Origin of the sequence: Hymenobacter negativus, from assembly GCF_017571495.1 — a bacterium.
In the GTDB taxonomy this organism is placed as follows: domain Bacteria; phylum Bacteroidota; class Bacteroidia; order Cytophagales; family Hymenobacteraceae; genus Hymenobacter; species Hymenobacter negativus.
The window spans coordinates 715,303-733,864 of sequence record NZ_JAGETZ010000001.1 but is presented as its reverse complement, the minus strand read 5'-3'; the positions used below and the strand labels follow the sequence as shown (position 1 = coordinate 733,864).

Sequence of the window (18,562 nt, the reverse complement as noted above, 5' to 3'; positions counted from 1 at the left end):
GTCCTCCGCACTGCTTAGGAGGACAGATACCCACACCCTCCCGCATTCTCCAAATCCCACCCAATGCCCTCGTTCCAACACCTGCTGCTCAAGCAATTTCTCACGGCGGCGGCCGTGCCATTGGCCCGCCGCAAGCCCAGCGTGGGCGCCATCCGGCTGGCCATGGAAGCGGGGGCGCTGTTTCAGTTCATGCCCTGGCGTGTCAATTTGGAAAGCTTTAAGCTTGATAATCGTCTCGAAGCCGAGTGGCTGCGCCCCCGCGCCGCGCATCCCACGCGCGTGCTGCTCTACCTGCACGGCGGGGGCTACGTACTCGGCTCGCTCAATACCCACCGCAGCCTGGTGGGCAGCCTGGCGCTGCGTTGCGAGCTCAACGTGCTCACCATCAACTACCGCAAGGCGCCCGACCACCCGTTTCCCGCAGCCCTCGATGATGCCCGGCGTGCTTACCGCTGGCTGCTGCGCCAAGGCTACCAGCCGCAAGATATCGTAGTGGGTGGCGACTCGGCCGGTGGTGGGCTGGCCTTGGCGCTGCTGCTGGCCTTACGCGACGCGGGCGAGGCTCTGCCCGCCGCCGGCATCGGCCTCTCACCCTGGACCGACCTCAACCTGCCAGCCGGCATCCTCCGCCGGGTCTCGCAGGAGGAAACTCTGCTGCTCGAAGCCCTGCAAATGCGGAGCTGGGGCCCTCTTTACGCCCACAAAACGGCCCTGACGCACCCGCTGCTCTCGCCTGCGCAGGCCAATTTGCACGGCCTGCCGCCGCTGCTCATCCAGATTTCTACGGCCGAAGTACTCTACGACGACGTAGTGAAATTTGCTCGGAAGGCGCGGGCCGCCGGCGTTCCCGTGACGCTGCAGCCCTTTGAGGGATTGGTGCATTGGTGGCACCTGTTCTGGCGTGTGGTGCCCGAGGCACGGCAGGCGCTCGACCAGGTAGCCAGCTTCCTGGCGCAGTTGTGGGTCAGTCAGGAAAAAGCCAGCGTGCCTCTGGTTCTGCCGCCGTCCGTGGCCGAACGCCGCTCCGCTACCCGCCGCCGTGCCGCGTGAGTCGGCCATCGCACAGTAGCTAGACTCAAGTGTGTCAGAAAAATAAATCCCCGTTTTGATGATTTTGAGACACCTTTCGAAAAAACCGGCGTACATAGCTCCACTATATTGCATAGTGTTTGTAGGTTTGCACCGAAAATAGTAGGCTTGCATACTAGTTGGTTGATGAAACCATCTTGACATCAGTTGTTTACCTGTTTTCATTTTTCACCCAACCCATTCCTTCACCATGGAAGATTTATTTAAAAAGTTCGTTAATGCTGGCGTGGGTTATATCGCCCAAGGCAGCAAGTCGGTTCAAAGCACCATTGACAAGCTGGTGAAAGACAATAAGATGACCCAGGCCGAGGGAAAGAAAATTGTGGATGACCTGATGAAAAGCGGCGAAACCAAGCGCGCCGAACTCGAAAAGCAGTTTCAGGGCCTCTTGGACCGCGCCAAAAGCACGGTAGGCCTGGGCGACGACAAACCCGCTGCCAAAGGCAAAGCCGCCGCTAAAAAACCAGCTGTTGCACCCGCTACCAAATCGGCCTTGGCCACAGCCAACAACGTGGCCAGCAAAGCTGCCGGCACCGTGAAGAAAGTGGCTGATAAAGTGAGTGCTGCAGCCGATTCGGCCCAGAAATCTACCGCTGCCAAAGCCGCCACTGCTACCAAGCCCGCCGCGAAACCCGCTGCTGCTAAAACGGCTGCCAAACCTGCTGCGAAAGCCGCCGCAAAACCCGCTGCCAAGCCTGCCACCAGCAAGCCCGCCGCGAAAAAAGCGGCTCCTGTTGCCCCCGCCGCTCCGGCCGAAGGCAACGCTTAAGTAACTCTAGCTGTAAGCCCAAAACCCCGCCTGCTCGTGCAAGCGGGGTTTTTTAGTGCCGGGCCGTACCGCCGCCCTGGCCTAATCTGCGAAATCAAATTAATCTGCGTAAATCTGCGGTCCGTAAAGCTGCGGTCTATGTTCAAAAACACGATTTCTAACCTCTCCCGCATCCGGCAAGTGGCTGAGGTATTACTGCGCTACGGCTTTGAAGACGTGGTGACAAGTACGCCGCTACGCCGCCTCGTGAGCCAAAGCCGTCGCCTGAAATGGCAGCACGAAGACCGGCAAGTGTTCGAAACCACACGCTGGGAGCGGGTTCGCCTCATAATTGAAGAGTTGGGCCCCACTTTCATTAAGCTGGCCCAGGCCATGAGCAACCGCGCCGACCTGTTGCCCGAAGCACTGATTGACGAGTTTGAGAAGCTGCAAAGCAACGTGCCACCGTTTGATGTGGTGCTGGCCCGACAGATTATCGAGGAAGAACTAGGCCGCCCGATTTCGGAGGTGTTCAGCGAGTTTGATGATGTGACGCTGGGCTCCGCCAGTATTGGGCAGGTGCACCGGGCGCGGCTGCTGACGGGCGAGGAAGTGGTGGTGAAGGTGCAACGGCCTGGCGTGCGCGAAAAAGTGCGCTCCGACCTGGCCTTGCTGCACGAACTGGTGCGCCTCACGGCCGGCTTCCTGCAAAAGCACGGCTTGGCCAACCCGCAGGACATCGTGGATGCCTTTGAGCGCAGCATGAGCAAGGAGCTGGATTACACCGCCGAAGCCCGCTCGATGGAGCAGTTCCGCAAGCTCTACGAAGACTACACCACGTTCTACGTGCCCAAGCCGTTTCGGGAGTTGAGCACCTCGCGCATCCTAGTGATTGAGTTTGTGAGTGGCTGCAAAATCACCGACAAGGTGCAGCTGCAGGAATGGGGCCTGAGCCCGGCCACCGTGGCCGAAAACGGCATGGACATCTACCTGACACAGATTTTTGAGTTCGGGATATTCCACGCCGACCCGCACCCCGGCAACGTGCTGGTGCGCCCCGATGGCACGGTGGTCCTCATCGATTTTGGCATGGTGGGCCGCCTCACCAAGCAGCAGAAATATGCGTTTGCGGGCGTATTCATCGGCATGGCGCGGCAGGATGCGCGCAGCATGGCTCTGAATTTCCGACGGCTGGCCGTCACGGCCGAAATCCCGGATATGCGGGCCTTCGAAGCCGATTTGAGCCAGCTGATTGAGGATTTCGCCATGCTCGATGTGAAGGAGATGAGCATGAGCGACCTGGCCGATGCCCTTCAGAACATCATCTACAACTACAAATTGCAGGTGCCGGGCGCGGTGTTCCTCATCCTGCGGGCGCTGGTTATTCTGGAGGGCATCGGCAAGGTGCTGCATCCAAATTTCAACACCTTCGAGTTTGTGGCTCCCTACGGTGCCAAGATTATTCGGGAGCAGTACTCGCGCGAAAACCTGCTCACCGAGGCCGAATACACGGGCACGCAGCTGCTGGCGCTCATCCAAACCCTGCCGGCTGATATCCGCCAGATTGTGCGCAAAATCAGCAAGGGCGAGCTGCGGGTGCGGTTTGAGCTAGTGGGCTACCAAAGCCTGATGCGCAAGGCCGACCAGCTGGTGAGCCGTACCATTCTGGCGCTGCTATCGGTGGGCGGGCTGTTGTTTTCGGGCTTGTCGCTGATGGGGCATTATTCACCCGATATGCCCTACCGGCGCGGGGTGCCCGAAATAACCTGGTGGAGCCTCGGTGCTACCGGTTTTATGCTGCTCGTTCTACTCCTGCTCGGTACCGGACGTAAGGAGAAGCTAAAATAGCCCTGGTAATAGGGCAGTAAAACGCTGTTTGGAAAATCCCTTTTTCATGCTTGATATTTACTGTGAATCACTGATTTGTAAAAAGTTGTGATGTTGCTTTCAAAGGTTGTAAAGGTCCCAGGTAAGTAAGAATCGCATTGATTACCGCTGAGCTGCCCCGCTACCTTTCGCTTCCTGTCGCTGCTGGCAGGAATAACCCAAGCGGAAGCAACAATGAATACCTTAACTACAAAATGGGGCCGGTGCGGCGCGTTTACCATCCTGCTGGGAGTACTGCTCAGCCCTGCGCCGGCAGCTGCTCAGTCCAGAATGTCCGACCTGGATTCCGACGCGACCTACGAAACGCAGAAGCACCTCACACTGGCCGTCACAAAGTTTCCGGAAGCCCGCACTGCGCTCACGGCTTTTATCCGGAAGCGCTCAGTGCGGGTGCAGAAGCAGGAAGAAACCCCATCGCAGCTGAAGGCAGAATTTGCGCTGCCCAAGTCCGATTTGGTTCGCCTCGATTCGCTGACAACTGCCATGGGCTTTGTGCTCGAAAACAACCTTAACGCCCACGACCTGGGTGGGCGCGTTGGGGAGCTCAGCGCGGAAGAGCAGCGAGACGTGACGCAGCTGGCGACGTTGCAGCAGCAGCTGGGCACGGCTGCCGGTAGCAAGGATGAGCGGGCAGAGCTGCGCCGCGAAGTGGAGCGTACCACCAACCGGCTGGCCGATTTGCGCCAGCAGCTGGCCGCCATCAACGGGCATGCGGGCCAGGCGTATGTGTCGTTGCGACTCTACGACGAGGTGAGCTTTCCCACAGGTAATCGCCGGGTTAGCTTCGTGAACATGCCGGGCGTGGAATACGGCTACCTGCGCCTCGATAATCCCAAGGTGGGCCTGACCAGCTCGGTTTATCAGGGCTACGCGCTCAAATACCTGGTTACGCGGGGCAAGAGCTACCTGAACCTGGGCGTGTACCGGCCAACGGAAAAGAATTCGACGGACGAAGATTTCGTCAACGAGCTGTTTGTCATCAACTTTGGCCAGGATTTTTACCCGCGCAACTTTGGCCGGGGCCGGCGCCGGTATCTGAACCTGTACACCAGCTACCAGCTTGGCGGCTTCATCCTGAACCGCAATAGCGACAAAGGAAACGAATTCATTCCCAATCTCAACCTGGGCCTGGGCCTTGAAATCCTCAAAACACGGCACATTCTGCTCGATACCAAAGCCAGCTACTTCGTGCCGCTGAATGACCGCAGCCGCGACCTACGTGGAGTTTTGGGGCAGGCATCCTTCAATTTCGTATTCTGACCCGATGGCGTTGGGGGAGGGGACTGCCTGGGCAACGGATTTGGTCTGGCAACAACCTCCCCCACGCTTTTTGGACTGGTCATCGCAATAATTTAAAAACGAGGTTTTGCAGCCGGGCCCGTCCGAACCGACCTTTGCCGGCGTGGAGCCACATTTCCGTTCCATTTGATTAGATGCCTGCTTCGTTGAGCCCCCGTGAGGTTGTCGCCATTTTTGGGATTTTACTGGGACTCGTACCGCGTTTTTCCGCTGCTCAGGTAGTATCCGTCGGCCCGCCTGTACTTCGTGAGGTAAGCTTACGCACCGATACGGCTACCTATTTGCTCTCCCACAATACCGTTGCCGTGCAGGGCGTGCCCACGCTGTATTTCTGGTTTCGGCAAGATGATGAAACCCTGGAGCTGCGGCTGTATCCGGCCGAAGCTACCAGCGCCAAGCCGCTCCGCCTGCGCCGCAGCCCTGATTTTCAGCAGCTCGATTCGCTGACGAAAGAAGGCGACGGCGGCTTTCGCACCCGTCTCAAGTTCTCTAACCTGACCAGCAGCCGCTTCCTGCGCCTGGTGGTAGAGCAGGCCGCTGATTCGGCCGGGCGCACCCCACGCCGCGAAATAGTGCCGCTGCTGCCGCTGGCCCGTACGTCGCTGGTGCTGCGCGTGGCTGACAATGAGCTGTTTGTGGGCGAAGAAAAAGTGTTTGAGCTGACCAGCTCAAACCCGCGCAACATCCACGCCACCGGCGAATGGGTGCGCGGCACCGAGTTCGACTACCGGCTGGTGGCCGAAGCCAATGGCACGCTGCGCCTGCATGTACTGCCAAACCAGCTAGGCGTTCGCTCGCTGGCGGTGAAGCTGCAAACCGAGCGGCCAACACTGGTGGCGGGCAACCGCATCAGCTATCAGCTGCCCGTGCTGAAGCAGGAATTCAACGTAAAAGCCAGCCGCCTGCGCTTCCTGTCGCCCGACAAGCGCAGCGTGACCATGGACGAAAGCAGCCGCCGCAAGGGCACGGAACTGATTCTGGATAACGGCCGCAGTTTCGAGCTGCACCGCACCTACCGCGTGGAAGACCAGGAGGAGCCTGGTGGGGAGCTCATCGCCGAAATCTATACCCGGCAGTTTCTCAGCAACGACCGGGTGCTCTGCTACCTGCGGCCCTACAACACGCACCGCCAGACCGAGGGCTACCTCTACATCAAGGAAAATGACGTGGCCCGCTACCTCACCAACCTTGATATTACGCCGCAAACCGTGATTCGGAACGTGCAGGTGCTGCACCGCGGCGGCGAGTGGACGCCTAGTCTGAGCGTGAGCCCCGGCGAAACCGTGGACGTGCGCCTGGAAGGGGAGGGCCTGCAAAAAGCCCGCATCTCCTTCGAGGATTTGCCCATCATTCCCTCCGACTCCTCGGTGCGAACCGACGCCCGGCTGGTGTACCGCGTGCGAGTGCCGGTGAGCTTCGACAAGCGCAAGAGCAACGTTTACAACGCCGGTCAGGCAACAGGCTACGCCCTGAGCATCCGTGAGTTCCAGCGGCCGCATCCGCTCGATTTCATATCGGTGGCTTACGGCGACGCCGCCCGGCCCATCACCAAGCTAAACGGCCCGGTGCTGTACGACGGCACCATCCGCGACGTCGTATTTCAGTTCAACCCCAATGCCATTGATACCCCCGAGTTGCTGTTTGGCAAGCAGTACCTGAGCTTCGAAATCCGCACGCTGAACGCCAAAGGAGAGCTCATTGAGCTGCGCAACGTGGAAAGCCTGCTGGTGTGCCCCGGCGACAACTCGCCCCGTGCCACCTTCTACGCCGACAAGCAGTGCCGCACCGACCCGCTCAGCCTGAACTCGCTGCTGGGCCGCAAAACCTACGACCTCGACGAGTGGAGCCGCATCGTGGTCACGGTGAAGCACCAATCCAGCCAATACGGCGAAACCGGCTACACCCAGACGGTGGAACTAGTGCTTAAGCGCCGCTACAAATTCGATATTGACGTGAGCTTCCCGGCCGGCCTGCTTACCCGCAAGCAGGGCGACGACGGCTTCGGCGACCTAGGCGGTATCTCGCTGGCCACGCTGGCGCAATTCAGCTTCTACAGCCCCAATAAAATCAACCGTCTGCGGCCCTACAAGATTGGTGCGGGCTTCGTGGCCCTCAACGCTTTCAACCTCGGCAGCAGCAGCACCAACCGCGACCTGGGCGTGGTGATTCTGGGCTCGGTATATCCCACGCGGCGCGAGGCCAAATTCACCTTCCCCCTCTACCTGGGAGGCGGCTATTTGCTCGGTACCAGCCGGTGGTTCTACATGCTGGGGCCAGGCATTGGGGTGCGATTGTAGCACAAGGTTTTGCGAGGTTAAACCAGAATGGTCCTGCTGAGCGTAGTCGAAGCGTCTCTGCTACGTCATAAGAATTGTTCACAATGGGTTTCACCTCAGACGAACCATAATCATGAAAGAAAGTGGGGCCACAACCAAAACACAAAATGCCATCAAATTGATGAGCATGAGAGCTTCACTGAGGCTTTGTAGTTTTGAACGTAAATAATTAATGGAGGTTAATAAAATCAAAAGTATATCAAACAGTATTAGCTATATAATTAAATCCATGTATAAATTGCTGCCATTTCCCCGTCAGAATTATTTCTGAAAAGAAAGAAAAACACAAGCTCTATTAGCAGTAGCAAATATAGAATATTCTTGTTGTGGAACATTGGGAACTGTGGACTAAAAAAGTCCTGCTGAGCGTAGCTGAAGCATTTCTACCGGAGTAATTATTTATCCTCGCAGTAGAGATGCTTCGGCTACGCTCAGCAGGACCGTTCTGGTTTAATCTCGCAAAACCTTGTGCTATTGCAGCTTCATATCCGCAATAATCGCCTTGATTTTATCATGGCCCAAGCGTTGCGCCAAGTCGTAATCCACTACTGATTTCAGCGGCTGCTTCACGCTGAAATAGAACTTGATTTTGGGCTCGGTGCCGCTGGGACGAGCCGAAATTTTGCTGCCGTCTTCGGTGAGGAACTGGAGCACATTGGAGCTTTCCAGGCCGGTTTCGGTAGTAGCACCGGTGCTGAGGTTGTGGATTTTGCCGGTTTTGTAGTCGCGGATTTCTACCACTTTCAAGCCAGCAATTTGCTGCGGAGGGTTGGCGCGTAGGCTGGCCATCATTTCCTGAATTTCCTCGGCGCCGCGCTGGCCTTTTTTGGTAAGGGAAATCAGGTCTTCCACGTAGAGGCCGTAGTGGGCATACATTTCCACCATTTCCTGGTAGAGGGTGCGGCCCCGGTCCTTAGCCACGGCGGCCATTTCGGCCACCAGCGCGCAGGCCGAGATGGCGTCCTTATCGCGTACAAAATCGCCAATGAGGAAGCCGTAGCTTTCCTCGCCGCCGCCGATATATTTCTCCTGTCCTTCCAGGTCGCGGATGAGGCCGGCAATGTACTTGAAACCGGTGAGCGTCTGGTAGCTCTTCACCTGGTGCTGGCGGGCAATGTCGCCCAGGATTTCGCTGGTCACAATGGTGTACACGATGAAATCCTGGGGGGTAGCCGTGCCGGCGCGGTGCCGAGCCGAGAGGAGGTAGTTGGTGAGCACAGCGGCCGTTTGGTTGCCATTGAGTAGCACCCATTCGCCCTCGTTGTTTTTCACGCCAACACCCACGCGGTCGGCGTCGGGGTCGGTGGCCAGTACGATGTCGGCATTGGTGGCCTGGGCTTGGTCGAGGGCCAGTTGCATGGCGCTTTTTTCCTCTGGGTTGGGCGACTGCACGGTGGGGAAGTTGCCGTCGGGAGTAGCCTGGGCCTGCACCACGTTCACGTTGGTGAAGCCGAATTCGCGCAGCAAGCCCGGCACCAGCGTGATGCCCGAGCCGTGGATGGGCGTGTACACAATGTTCAAGTCGTGCTGGCGCTGAATGGCGGCCGGGTCGATGCTGAGCTTCTTGGCTTCGGCGAAATACTTGGCGTCAACATTGGCGCCAATGCGGACGATTTTCGACGGGTCGGCCTCAAACTTCACCTCGCTGGGGCTGGTGATTTTGTTGACCTCAATAATGATATTGGTATCATGTGGGGCCACCACCTGGGAGCCGTCGTTCCAGTACACTTTGTAGCCGTTGTACTCCTTGGGATTGTGCGAAGCCGTTATGACACAGCCGCTTTGGCATCTCAGCTCCCGGATAGCAAATGACAGCTCCGGCGTGGGCCGCAGGGCCTCAAACAGGTAAACGGTGATGCCGTTGGCGGAGAAAATGCCAGCGGCGATTTCGGCAAACTCGGGGCTGTTGTTGCGGCTGTCGTGGGCAATGGCTACTTTGATTTCCTGGCCGGGAAAGCTCTGCAGCAGGTAGTTGCACAGGCCTTGGGTGGCCATACCCAGCGTGTAGCGGTTCATGCGGTTCGAGCCAGGACCCATCACCCCGCGCAGGCCGCCGGTACCAAATTCGAGGCTGCGGTAGAAGGCATCGGTGAGGGCGTCGTCTTGGCCGCTGGCCTGCATTTCGCGGATGGCGGCTTGCGTCTGGGCGTCGTAGGCGGGCGTCAGCCAGGTATTGATGGTGTTTTGGATTTCGGGGGCAAGAGCCATTGGGAGAAAGAAAAAGGGTTTCGGTTGGGGTCAGAAACGGCCGTAAAGGAAAGAGGTTTGGACGGAAAAACCGCAGGGCCTCGGTTACCGCTCTAATAAGCTAATTAGGCGAAACATGGGCTAGGGAATTTCGATTTTCTGCGAGGAAATACCGGCCGCAGATTCAATTTTCAACAGATACATGCCGGCAGAAAGCGGCGCTACGTCCAGCGTCTGCGTGGCGCTGCCGGGTGGCATTTTGGCCGAGCAAGCGGTACGGCCCTGCATGTCCAGCAGCGTGAGCACCAACTCGCCAGCCGGCCCCGCGGCCCGCTCAACGCGAATCGTTTGCCGGGCAGGATTGGGCGTGATGCTGAATCCGGCGATTGCTGCTGCAACTGTGGCCGTGGGAACGGCCGGCGCGAGCCAGGGCTGGGTATTCAGCGCGTACAGTCGCTGTGGTACCGTGATAATATTGACAATCCGCTCATTAGAAATAAACACGCGGTATTGGTCTACGAAGGCAAGTCCCTCGGCTTGCCCGATGAACAGAGCATTGGGCAGTTCAATCCGGCGCTTGTTGCCGCGCAAAAACTGCCCATTGCTGAAATCCGACAGCAGCCACAGAAAGGTGGCCCCGGTGCCGCTGTTGTAGCCCAGCAGGCCTGCGCCGGTGCCGGCTGCGTTGAGGTCGGCACCGGTGATGAGGCCATTGGTGTTGAAACTGCCTTTGAGGTGCGCGACGTAGGTGCCGGGCTGCGCCGGAATGGTGTAGTACTTGGTGCGCAGGTCGGCCCAGTTCTTTGTGAACAGGTGCAGCGAATCGTTGGCGTAAAAGAAGGCCTCGCAGTCGAAATTGTGGTTGTTGGTGCCAGGGCTGAAATTTGTCTGGTCAGGGTAGCTGAAGTTGATGGCCTGCGCCGCAACCGATTCCATAGGGGCGGTGCCGATGGCCGATTTTTGCACCCGCAACACCTTCAGGTCGCGCCGGTTGCCATCGTTGTTGCCGAAGTCGCCTACGTAGAGGCTCTGCGCATCGGCGGCAATGTCCTCCCAGTCCACGTTGGGGAAATTGGTAATGGTTACCTGTTGCACCACGCTGCCCGACGTAGAATCGACCTTGAACAAGATAGGCGTATTGCCGCTGTCGTTGAAGGTCCACAAACCCTGGCTGGTGAATTGCAGTCCCGAGCTTTCGGGTACGGCGCTGGCTAACGGCGTTTTAGTAACCAGTGTGGTTGTGGTGATGGCATATTGGCAGGAGCCGTCGTTGCTGGTAGCGCTGGGGTTGTAATTGGTGGCGCGCGGGTCGGTGCAGCCGTTTTGGGCTTTGGCCTGAATGGGAGCCAGTGAAACCAATAAGGCTAGAGGGTAAATAAATCTGGGCATCGTGCAATATAAAGCCAGAACGCCATGCTGAGCGCAGCCCAGGCATCACTCCCATGCTACTAATAATGTTTAGTAACACAGTAGCGATGCCTGGACTGCGCTCAGCATAGCGTTCTATAAATGAGCGAATTGCCTGCCCTTACAGATTGCCGCGCAAGGCCTGCTCGCGCTCAATGCTCTCAAACAGCGCTTTGAAGTTGCCTTTGCCGAAGCTCTTGGCACCTTTACGCTGGATGATTTCGTAGAACACGGTAGGCCGGTCCTCCACGGGTTTGGTAAAAATCTGGAGCAGGTAGCCTTCCTCGTCGCGGTCTACGAGCAGGTTCAGAGCTTTCAACGATTCCAGGTCTTCATCAATGGCGCCGATGCGCTCCAGAAGGTCCTCGTAGTAGGCGCCGGGCACGGTCAGGAACTCCACGCCACGGCGGCGCAACTCCGTTACCGTTGCGCGAATGTCCTTGGTAGCGATGGCAATGTGCTGCACACCAGGCGAGTGGTAGTAATCGAGGTACTCCTCAATCTGCGACTTCTTCTTGCCTTCGGCGGGCTCGTTGATGGGAAATTTGACATAGCCATTGCCATTGGAAACCACTTTCGACATCAAGGCCGAATATTCGGTCGAAATGTCTTCGTCGTCGAAGGTGAGGAGCAGCTTGAAGCCCATCACGTCCTCGTAAAACTTCACCCACTGGTTCATTTCGCCCCAGCCCACATTGCCCACGCAGTGGTCGACGTGCAGCAGGCCCACCGGATTACCCTGTGGCACTCCGCTGCTCTTGGCCACGTAGCCGGGCATGAACGGGCCGGAATAATTGGTGCGGTCTACGAAGGTGTGGATGGATTCGCCGTAGGTGTAGATGCCCGAGAGCGTGACAGAACCATGCTCATCCTCAATGGTGTAGGGCTCAAAAGCCGACTTGGCGCCGCGCTTAGTGGTTTCTTCCCACGACTTGCGGGCATCGTCCACCCAGAGGGCCATCACCTTCACGCCGTCGCCGTGCTTAGCTACGTGCTGGGTAATTTCGGAGTCGGGCAGGAGGGAAGTGGTGAGCACCAGCCGGATTTTGCCCTGCTGAAGCACGTAGCTGGCGCGGTCGCGCAGGCCGGTTTCGGGGCCGGCGTAGGCCACTAGCTCGTAGCCAAAAGCCGCTTGGTAGTAGTAAGCCGACTGCTTGGCGTTGCCGACGTAGAATTCAACGAAATCGGTGCCTTTCAGCGGGAGAAAATCCTGGGCGGGCTGGGCCAGCACTTCGGGCGAGGTCATGGTTTGCATAGGCGAAGAAGGAGATTTGGGGGTGGGTGGTTAATCGAAGTAAAAATACGGTTTTGATTGGTATCGCGCCGAATTTGCCGGGCCGCGGCGTCGCTGCGCGCGGCATGCAGCGTAGGTTTGCCAAAACCTTCCCATTTTTGCAGGCAATCATCTGCCTTAGCGCCACCCAATGAATACTGAAGAACTGAACCGCGCCCTCGTGGCCCTGATTGAAAAGAAGGCCGAACTGCACACGCTGAAGTACGACGATGCCCGCTACGACGACGTAGAAGAGGCCCTGCACGACCTCGAAGACGACTTCAACGACGAGTACGGCGACTTTCTGGAAACAGCCCTCGACAAAGTGCACACCGACCTGAAGTCGGACACCGACGTGTTGCTGCCCACCGCCTACCTGCCCAGCACGCCCGGCTCCACGCCCTCACCCAAAGAAGGCGTTTGGGTTGATTCCGAAAAATATCCCGGTAAGGAAGCCCGCATCACGCTGATTCCAAACCCCGTTCGCATCATGCTCACCGTAGGCAAGCAGGTGCAGCAAGAGCTGTGGAAAGCCTAAAAAGGTTGAGTTTTGAGGGTTGAATGTTGAGTGATTTTCTGAGCAGGAAACAGATACAATGGATAATTCAACCCTCAACATTCAACCCTCAAAACTTCTCTACCGCCTTGCCGAACCTGCCGACTGGCAGCTTGCTCAGGAAACCGGCTTTTTTATTAGCACTGACCTGGCGGCTGAAGGATTTATTCATTCCTCGGAGCAGCACCAGATTCTGGAAACGGCCCGCCGGTATTATGCCGGGCGGGCCGATTTGGTTTTGCTGGAATGGGACGAGGACGTACTGGCCGCGGCTAGCGTGCGCGTAACGCGCGAATGGATGCCCAGTCGGCAACAGCATTTTGCGCACGTTTTTGGGCCGGTGCCGCTGGCAGCGGTGCGCCGCAGCTGGCCGTTTGGGGTTGATGAATCAGGAGCTTTTCACTTGCCGGCAGATTTGTAAATTGGCGTAAAAATAAAATTTCGGGGGGCATGCAACCGAAATGTCCCAGGCTGCATCTTCCCGCCAGAATCCCACCACTAAACCACGCGGTTTTATGGACCTGTCTACGCTTCGTCCCCTGCGTTTGCTGGCTCTGGCCGGCTTGGCTACGGCCTGCGCTCCCACCTATCAGCTGGGCCTGAAACCCGCCCAATCCACCAACCTGTTTGTAGAAGGCCGCGAACAGGCCCTGGCTACCGCCGACAGCGTTGAAGTGCGCCTGAGCTTCATTTGCTACGAGGCCAACCGGGTGGTTTTTGAGGCCGAATACCGCAACCCCACGCACCACGCGCTGGTAGTGGACCCGGCCGCTTTTCAATACGAGGCCAGCCGCCAGTCCGCGCCCGCTCTTACTCCCAAAGCCAAGCGCCCCAAGCCCCTGCCAGGTGCTGAAGTAACGGCTGCCGTAGCTGCCGCCAGCATGTCGTTGCCGCTGCCGCCGCTGCCGCCCCAAGCCGTGCGCGCTTTCGACCCCGAGCCTGAAATATCCGCGCTGCACGACAAGGCCGAGAGTGAGGCTGCCAAAGCTGCCCGCTTCGATTGGCTAGGTTTGGCCTTGGGCGCGGCCAGCCTGGCGACCGATGTAGCCAGCATCGGCAAGCGCGAAACGGTGGCGCAGTACCAAAGCCGCGCCGCCATTCACGATGTGGCCGTGACGTATAATGTCATTTCCGCGGCCACTAAAATCGAGCACGCTGTAGCGTCGGATGTATTGCGGCAGCGTGCCGCCATGCTTCAGGAATATGCGCTACGCAAGGTGACGCTAGAGCCCGGCCAGCAGGTGCGCGGCTACCTCTACTTCCCTCGCTACGATGCCGCCGACGCGCTGGTAGTGAAGGCGCCGGTGGGTAGCAACGTGGTGCCGTTAGAGTTTGCGCAGGTGCGGCGTCGGCAGTAGGTCCCTGCCCTTTAAGTAGGAAAATGCTTAGTTGAATCTACTATGCCTTTCGCATAGCGTCAACGGCATAAATACCTGTTAAGACCACCATCAAAATATCAAACTGACAAATTGCCCCATATCTAGCAGCAAAATCCCTAAACTCTTATGAGTTTTTATTTTGCTGCGTGTCACGTTTTAAAAAATATACGGCCCTTGCTTCGCTGATGCCAACGAGTCAAGGGCCGTAATCGTGTGCTCAGTCGAACTACTACGTCAATTCAAACTGCAGTCGCAACAGATTCGCGTACAGCCCGCCCTCGCGCTCGCTCAATTCCTCATGTGAGCCGGCTTCTACGATGCGGCCGCCGTCGATGACCAGGATTTTATCGACTTTGCGGATGGTGCTCAGGCGGTGGGCAATGATGAGGCTGGTGCGGTGCTGCATCAACTCATCTAGGGCGCCTTGCACCAGCTTTTCACTTTCGCTGTCGAGCGAGGACGTGGCTTCGTCCAGAATTAGGATGGCGGGGTTTTTCAGGATGGCGCGGGCAATGGCCACGCGCTGGCGCTGCCCACCCGAAAGCTTGATGCCGCGGTCGCCCACTACTGTATCGAGCGCATCGGGAAAGGCCTGGATGAACTGCCAGGCGTTGGCGCGCTGGGCGGCTTCGATAATTTCAGCATCAGCGGCGTCGGGCCGGCCGTAGGCAATGTTCTCGCGGATGGTGCCGCCAAAAAGTAACGTTTCCTGCGGCACGATGCCGATGTGGCGGCGCAAACCGGTGAGGTCGTAGTCCTGCACGTCGTGCCCATCTACGATGATGCGGCCGCCGCTGAGCGGATAGAATTGCATCAGCAGCCCCGCAATGGTGCTTTTGCCCGCGCCGCTGGGGCCGACGAGGGCAATTTTCTCGCCCGCCGCGATATGGAAGTCAATGTCGGAAAGCACTGGCACGTCGGGCCGTGTGGGGTAGCGGAAAGCCACGTGCTCGTACCGAATGTCGCCGTGAATGCGGGTTGGCACCAGCCCTACAGCGGGCTCGATGTGCGTGGGCTCGGGCGCTTCGTCTAGGATTTCGAGGATGCGCTCGGAAGCACCGAGGGTGCTCTGAACTTTGCCGTAGATTTCGCCCAGCCCGGCAACCGAGGCTCCGATGAAGGCCGTGTAGATGATGAAAGCCGTGAGGTCGCCGATTTGCAAATGGTTGGGGTCGGTGACGGGAGTATGCACCAGCGTGGCGCCGCGCCACAGTACCAGGATGATGCCGCCGAACAGGCCGATAATCACAAATGACACGAAGCCGCCGCGGTACAGGTTGCTTTGCAGCGCGGCCCGTACCACCTTGCCCAGCGAGGCGTTGTAGCGGCCAGTTTCAAATCGCTCATTCGTGAAGGCCTTCACCGAATTGATGGCTTGCAGTGTCTCTTCTACAATGGTGTTGGTATGGGCTAATTCTTGCTGCACCGTCTTAGAAAGCGTCCGGATTTTACGCCCGAATAGCCCCGCTGCCAGCACAATGGGCGGGAAAGTGAGTAGCATAAACAGCGACAGTTTCCACGACACCACCATGATGAAGCCGATGCCACCCAGTAGCGTAAATACCTGCCGAAACAGCTCAGCCAGCGTCAGCGAAAACGAGTCCTGAATCTGGCTCACGTCGGAGGTAATACGCGAAGTGATAGCGCCTACGCGGTTTTTCTCATAAAACGGGATGGGCAGCTGCACGAATTTGGCATAGAGTGCCTGCCGAATGTCGCGCACCGTAAACTCGCTCACCTGCGTGAAAAACCAGATACGGCCAAAGGAGAACACGCCCTGTAGCACAGTCACCGCAAACAGCCCAATGGCCACGCGGTTGATATCAAGCGTCAGGCCGCCGGGCAATACCAGCGGCTGGCCGGTGGCCACGTTCACGAGCTTGCCGGCTATCCATGGGAACGACATGGTGCTGATGCTACTCAGTACCAGCAGCACCATCCCCACAATAAACTTGCTCCGGTAAGGCAGCACGTAGCGGAAAATCCGCAGGCCGCGCCGGAGCGATTCCTTATTTACTTTCGGTTTGGGCAGGTCGGCGGTCGCATCGCTGCCGCTGGTATTTAATCCACTTCTTGCCATTGGGCGGGGATAATTCGGCTAATAATAACGTGGCAAATACGCCAGGTAGGGGTGAGGAGCGGATGAAGGCGGCATGAGGAAGTTGTGAATCAGGACGTCATGCTGAGCGCAGCCGAAATGACGTTCTTTTTCGTAGGGGTACTACTTCTCAACGCTCAAAACTGCTCCGTTGGCAAAGGGCACCGGCAATTGAATCATGACCGGCACGGGTACGCCTTTGCGGGTAGCCGGCTGCCAAGCAGGTAGTTGAGCGGCCGCTCGCAGCGCCTCCGCATCGCACTCGGGCGAGAGCGATTGGGCCACTTTGAAGTCGCTCAACGTCCCATCCGCGCCCACGGTGGCGGTGAGCAGCACGTTGCCGGTAATGTTTTTGACGCGTGCCGCCTCTGGATATTTTACATGCTGCTGAAAAAACACGCCCAGCGCGGGTGCGCCGCCGGGGAACGACGGCGCTTTATCGGGCCGGTTGGCGGCGCCGTGAGCCTGGGCCTGCATGTGGCCAGATTTTAACACGATGGGGGCTTTGGCGGGAGCCGCCGGCGTACCGGGCTGTTGGGCAAAGGCTGCCGAAGTAGCGGCCAGCAGCAGGAGCAGCGAGAGGATGGGTTTGGTCATAAAAGCTTAAACCGCAGGTTCGGCGATGGGGTTCATCCCATTGGGGCGCGAAATGGCTAGTAAACCCAGAAATACCAACGCTCCGTTGAGCAGCAGGATTTCGAAGCCGAACTTGTAGCCGTTGAGCCACTCTACGGAGTGCGACACGATGAGCACCGTGAGCAGCACGGCGGCCACGCACACGGGCAGCACCAGCCGGTCGCGCAGCCCGCGCCCGGTGAAGATGCCGAAGGCGAACAGACCCAGCAGTGGCCCGTAGGTGAAACCCGCCGCTTTGTATACGGCGTCAATCAGGCTGCCTTCTTTATAGAGGCGGAAAATGAGAATGATGATAATGAGTGCCACCGACCAGCCCAGGTGCGTGAGCTGCCGCACGCGGGTCTGCTGGGTTTCAGGGTATTGCTTGATGTTCAGGAAATCGATGCAGAAAGAAGTGGTGAGCGAAGTCAGGGCCGAATCGGCGGAGGCGTAGGTGACGGCGATGATGCCCAGAATGAAGATGACGCCCGCTGCCAGCGAGAACTGCTTAGTAGCCAGGAAGGGGAAAACCTTGTCGGTATCGAAGGTGCCTTTTAGGTTGTGAAGCTGAGGCATTTCGGGCAGGTTCAGGCCCTTGGCGGCAGCGTATTGGTACATGAGCACGCCCAGCGTGAGGAACAGAATGTTGACGCTCACGATGACGGGCGTGAACCAGAACAGGTTCTTCTGGGCCTCGCCGAGGCTGCGGCAGCTCAGGTTTTTCTGCATCAAATCCTGGTCGAGCCCGGTCATCACGATGGTGATGAACATGCCGGAGGCAAACTGCTTCCAAAAGAATTTATCGTCCCGAAAATCGGAGAAGTAGACCTGCGACATGGGGCTGTCGCGGACCGACGAGACGAGCTGCTTGAAAGAGAAATTCAGCGCATCGGACATGAAGTAGATGCTCAGGGCCACGCAGCTCAGCATGGCCAGCGTCTGAAAGGTATCGGTCCAGAGAATGGTTTTGAGGCCGCCCTTGAAGGTGTAGAGGTAGATGAAAAAGATGCTGACCATTACCGTCACGGAAAACGACACCCCCATCTCATCGAATACGGCCAGCTGCAGCACATTGGCTACCAAGTACAGCCGCAGGGCCGAGCCCAGCGAGCGGGAGATGAGGAAAAACAGCGCCCCTGTCTTGTAGCTCCAGTAGCCAAAGCGCTGCTCCAGATAGGTGTAGATGCTCACCAGCCGCAGGCGGTAGTAGAGCGGCAGCAGCACCGTGCCGATGACGAAGTATCCCGCCACAAAGCCCAGCGCCACGGCCAGGTAGCTCCAGCTTTTGCCGTACACGTTGCCCGGCACCGAGATGAAAGTGACGCCCGAAAGCGAGGTGCCAATCATGGCGAAGGCCACCATGTACCACGGCGCGTTGCGGTTGGCCACGAAGAAGCTTTCGCTGGTGGCGCCGCGCGAGGTGAGGACGGCAATGATGATGAGAACGGCGAAGTAGCCCGCAACCAGGCTCAAGACTAACGTTGGCGACATGAATTTAGCAGTTAGCTAATGGCAGCTGGCTGTTGACTTAAGCTGTAGCGCAACCAGAAGGGGGCAAAGGTAGCGCCGTAAGCGGCGTGGCGGCAGTGCTCATTGCCTTAGCGGAAGGCATGAAAACCGCAGGGGAGCATCCGGGAAGCTGGTGAAGCGTTTTGGAACCGCGGCGGAGTATGTGGGAATTGTGGCGG

Annotated in this window: 14 protein-coding genes; 8 read left to right on the top strand and 6 right to left on the bottom strand. The window is 58.1% G+C overall.

Annotation, left to right across the window (positions count from 1 at the left end; all coding sequences use genetic code 11):
* Window positions 1-63: 63 nt before the first annotated feature.
* From J4E00_RS03225 to J4E00_RS03205, 5 genes are all read left to right on the top strand, one after another.
* Window positions 64-1,050, top strand: a complete 987-nt coding sequence (locus J4E00_RS03225) for an alpha/beta hydrolase (protein WP_208173562.1) — start codon at window positions 64-66, stop codon at window positions 1,048-1,050.
* 229 nt (window positions 1,051-1,279) lie between these two features.
* On the top strand, window positions 1,280-1,858 hold the full coding sequence (locus J4E00_RS03220; RefSeq protein WP_208173561.1) for a phasin family protein: 579 nt from the start codon (window positions 1,280-1,282) through the stop codon (window positions 1,856-1,858).
* A gap of 138 nt (window positions 1,859-1,996) precedes the next feature.
* Window positions 1,997-3,685: an ABC1 kinase family protein gene (locus J4E00_RS03215; protein WP_208173560.1), complete on the top strand. Its 1,689-nt coding sequence runs from the start codon at window positions 1,997-1,999 to the stop codon at window positions 3,683-3,685.
* A gap of 213 nt (window positions 3,686-3,898) precedes the next feature.
* Window positions 3,899-4,984, top strand: coding sequence for a hypothetical protein (locus J4E00_RS03210; protein WP_208173559.1), 1,086 nt, complete (start codon window positions 3,899-3,901; stop codon window positions 4,982-4,984).
* A 173-nt stretch (window positions 4,985-5,157) separates the two neighbouring features.
* A complete protein-coding gene (locus J4E00_RS03205) occupies window positions 5,158-7,320 on the top strand; it encodes a hypothetical protein (RefSeq protein WP_208173558.1) in 2,163 nt (720 codons plus the stop codon).
* 510 nt (window positions 7,321-7,830) lie between these two features.
* Here J4E00_RS03205 and J4E00_RS03200 read toward each other — a convergent pair.
* From J4E00_RS03200 to hppD, 3 genes are all read right to left on the bottom strand, one after another.
* Complete coding sequence (locus tag J4E00_RS03200; protein WP_208173557.1) at window positions 7,831-9,567, bottom strand: phospho-sugar mutase; 1,737 nt, start codon at window positions 9,565-9,567, stop codon at window positions 7,831-7,833.
* 120 nt (window positions 9,568-9,687) lie between these two features.
* Window positions 9,688-10,935 (bottom strand): T9SS type A sorting domain-containing protein, encoded by a 1,248-nt coding sequence (locus J4E00_RS03195; protein ID WP_208173556.1) that lies wholly within the window; start codon window positions 10,933-10,935, stop codon window positions 9,688-9,690.
* A gap of 139 nt (window positions 10,936-11,074) precedes the next feature.
* Window positions 11,075-12,208, bottom strand: a complete 1,134-nt coding sequence (hppD, locus tag J4E00_RS03190) for a 4-hydroxyphenylpyruvate dioxygenase (protein ID WP_208173555.1) — start codon at window positions 12,206-12,208, stop codon at window positions 11,075-11,077.
* A 169-nt stretch (window positions 12,209-12,377) separates the two neighbouring features.
* On the opposite strand from hppD, the gene J4E00_RS03185 reads away from it, so the two are divergent.
* The 3 genes from J4E00_RS03185 (at window position 12,378) to J4E00_RS03175 (ending at window position 14,140) form a co-directional block, all read left to right on the top strand.
* Entirely contained in the window at window positions 12,378-12,764 is a 387-nt protein-coding gene (locus J4E00_RS03185; protein ID WP_208173554.1) for a hypothetical protein, read from the top strand.
* A 58-nt stretch (window positions 12,765-12,822) separates the two neighbouring features.
* Window positions 12,823-13,203 (top strand): DUF952 domain-containing protein, encoded by a 381-nt coding sequence (locus J4E00_RS03180; RefSeq protein WP_208173553.1) that lies wholly within the window; start codon window positions 12,823-12,825, stop codon window positions 13,201-13,203.
* A 94-nt stretch (window positions 13,204-13,297) separates the two neighbouring features.
* The gene (locus J4E00_RS03175; RefSeq protein WP_208173552.1) at window positions 13,298-14,140 is read left to right on the top strand and encodes a hypothetical protein; all 843 of its coding nucleotides are present in this window, start codon (window positions 13,298-13,300) and stop codon (window positions 14,138-14,140) included.
* A gap of 250 nt (window positions 14,141-14,390) precedes the next feature.
* Here the strand turns inward: J4E00_RS03175 and J4E00_RS03170 are convergent, their stop codons facing one another.
* The 3 genes from J4E00_RS03170 to J4E00_RS03160 all read right to left on the bottom strand — a co-directional run bounded on the left by J4E00_RS03170 (window position 14,391) and on the right by J4E00_RS03160 (window position 18,365).
* Window positions 14,391-16,241: an ABC transporter ATP-binding protein gene (locus tag J4E00_RS03170; RefSeq protein WP_208173551.1), complete on the bottom strand. Its 1,851-nt coding sequence runs from the start codon at window positions 16,239-16,241 to the stop codon at window positions 14,391-14,393.
* A 141-nt stretch (window positions 16,242-16,382) separates the two neighbouring features.
* Window positions 16,383-16,856 (bottom strand): energy transducer TonB, encoded by a 474-nt coding sequence (locus J4E00_RS03165; RefSeq protein WP_208173550.1) that lies wholly within the window; start codon window positions 16,854-16,856, stop codon window positions 16,383-16,385.
* 6 nt (window positions 16,857-16,862) lie between these two features.
* Window positions 16,863-18,365: a sodium:solute symporter gene (locus tag J4E00_RS03160; protein ID WP_208173549.1), complete on the bottom strand. Its 1,503-nt coding sequence runs from the start codon at window positions 18,363-18,365 to the stop codon at window positions 16,863-16,865.
* Window positions 18,366-18,562 lie beyond the last annotated feature (197 nt).

Excerpts from the sequence above, each read along its gene's own strand:
- J4E00_RS03225 (WP_208173562.1), top strand. The coding sequence starts at position 64 with ATGCCCTCGTTCCAACACCTGCTGCTCAAGCAATTTCTCACGGCGGCG.
- J4E00_RS03220 (WP_208173561.1), top strand. The coding sequence starts at position 1,280 with ATGGAAGATTTATTTAAAAAGTTCGTTAATGCTGGCGTGGGTTATATC.
- J4E00_RS03215 (WP_208173560.1), top strand. The coding sequence starts at position 1,997 with ATGTTCAAAAACACGATTTCTAACCTCTCCCGCATCCGGCAAGTGGCT.
- J4E00_RS03210 (WP_208173559.1), top strand. The coding sequence starts at position 3,899 with ATGAATACCTTAACTACAAAATGGGGCCGGTGCGGCGCGTTTACCATC.
- J4E00_RS03205 (WP_208173558.1), top strand. The coding sequence starts at position 5,158 with ATGCCTGCTTCGTTGAGCCCCCGTGAGGTTGTCGCCATTTTTGGGATT.
- J4E00_RS03200 (WP_208173557.1), bottom strand. The coding sequence starts at position 9,567 with ATGGCTCTTGCCCCCGAAATCCAAAACACCATCAATACCTGGCTGACG.
- J4E00_RS03195 (WP_208173556.1), bottom strand. The coding sequence starts at position 10,935 with ATGCCCAGATTTATTTACCCTCTAGCCTTATTGGTTTCACTGGCTCCC.
- hppD (WP_208173555.1), bottom strand. The coding sequence starts at position 12,208 with ATGCAAACCATGACCTCGCCCGAAGTGCTGGCCCAGCCCGCCCAGGAT.
- J4E00_RS03185 (WP_208173554.1), top strand. The coding sequence starts at position 12,378 with ATGAATACTGAAGAACTGAACCGCGCCCTCGTGGCCCTGATTGAAAAG.
- J4E00_RS03180 (WP_208173553.1), top strand. The coding sequence starts at position 12,823 with ATGGATAATTCAACCCTCAACATTCAACCCTCAAAACTTCTCTACCGC.
- J4E00_RS03175 (WP_208173552.1), top strand. The coding sequence starts at position 13,298 with ATGGACCTGTCTACGCTTCGTCCCCTGCGTTTGCTGGCTCTGGCCGGC.
- J4E00_RS03170 (WP_208173551.1), bottom strand. The coding sequence starts at position 16,241 with ATGGCAAGAAGTGGATTAAATACCAGCGGCAGCGATGCGACCGCCGAC.
- J4E00_RS03165 (WP_208173550.1), bottom strand. The coding sequence starts at position 16,856 with ATGACCAAACCCATCCTCTCGCTGCTCCTGCTGCTGGCCGCTACTTCG.
- J4E00_RS03160 (WP_208173549.1), bottom strand. The coding sequence starts at position 18,365 with ATGTCGCCAACGTTAGTCTTGAGCCTGGTTGCGGGCTACTTCGCCGTT.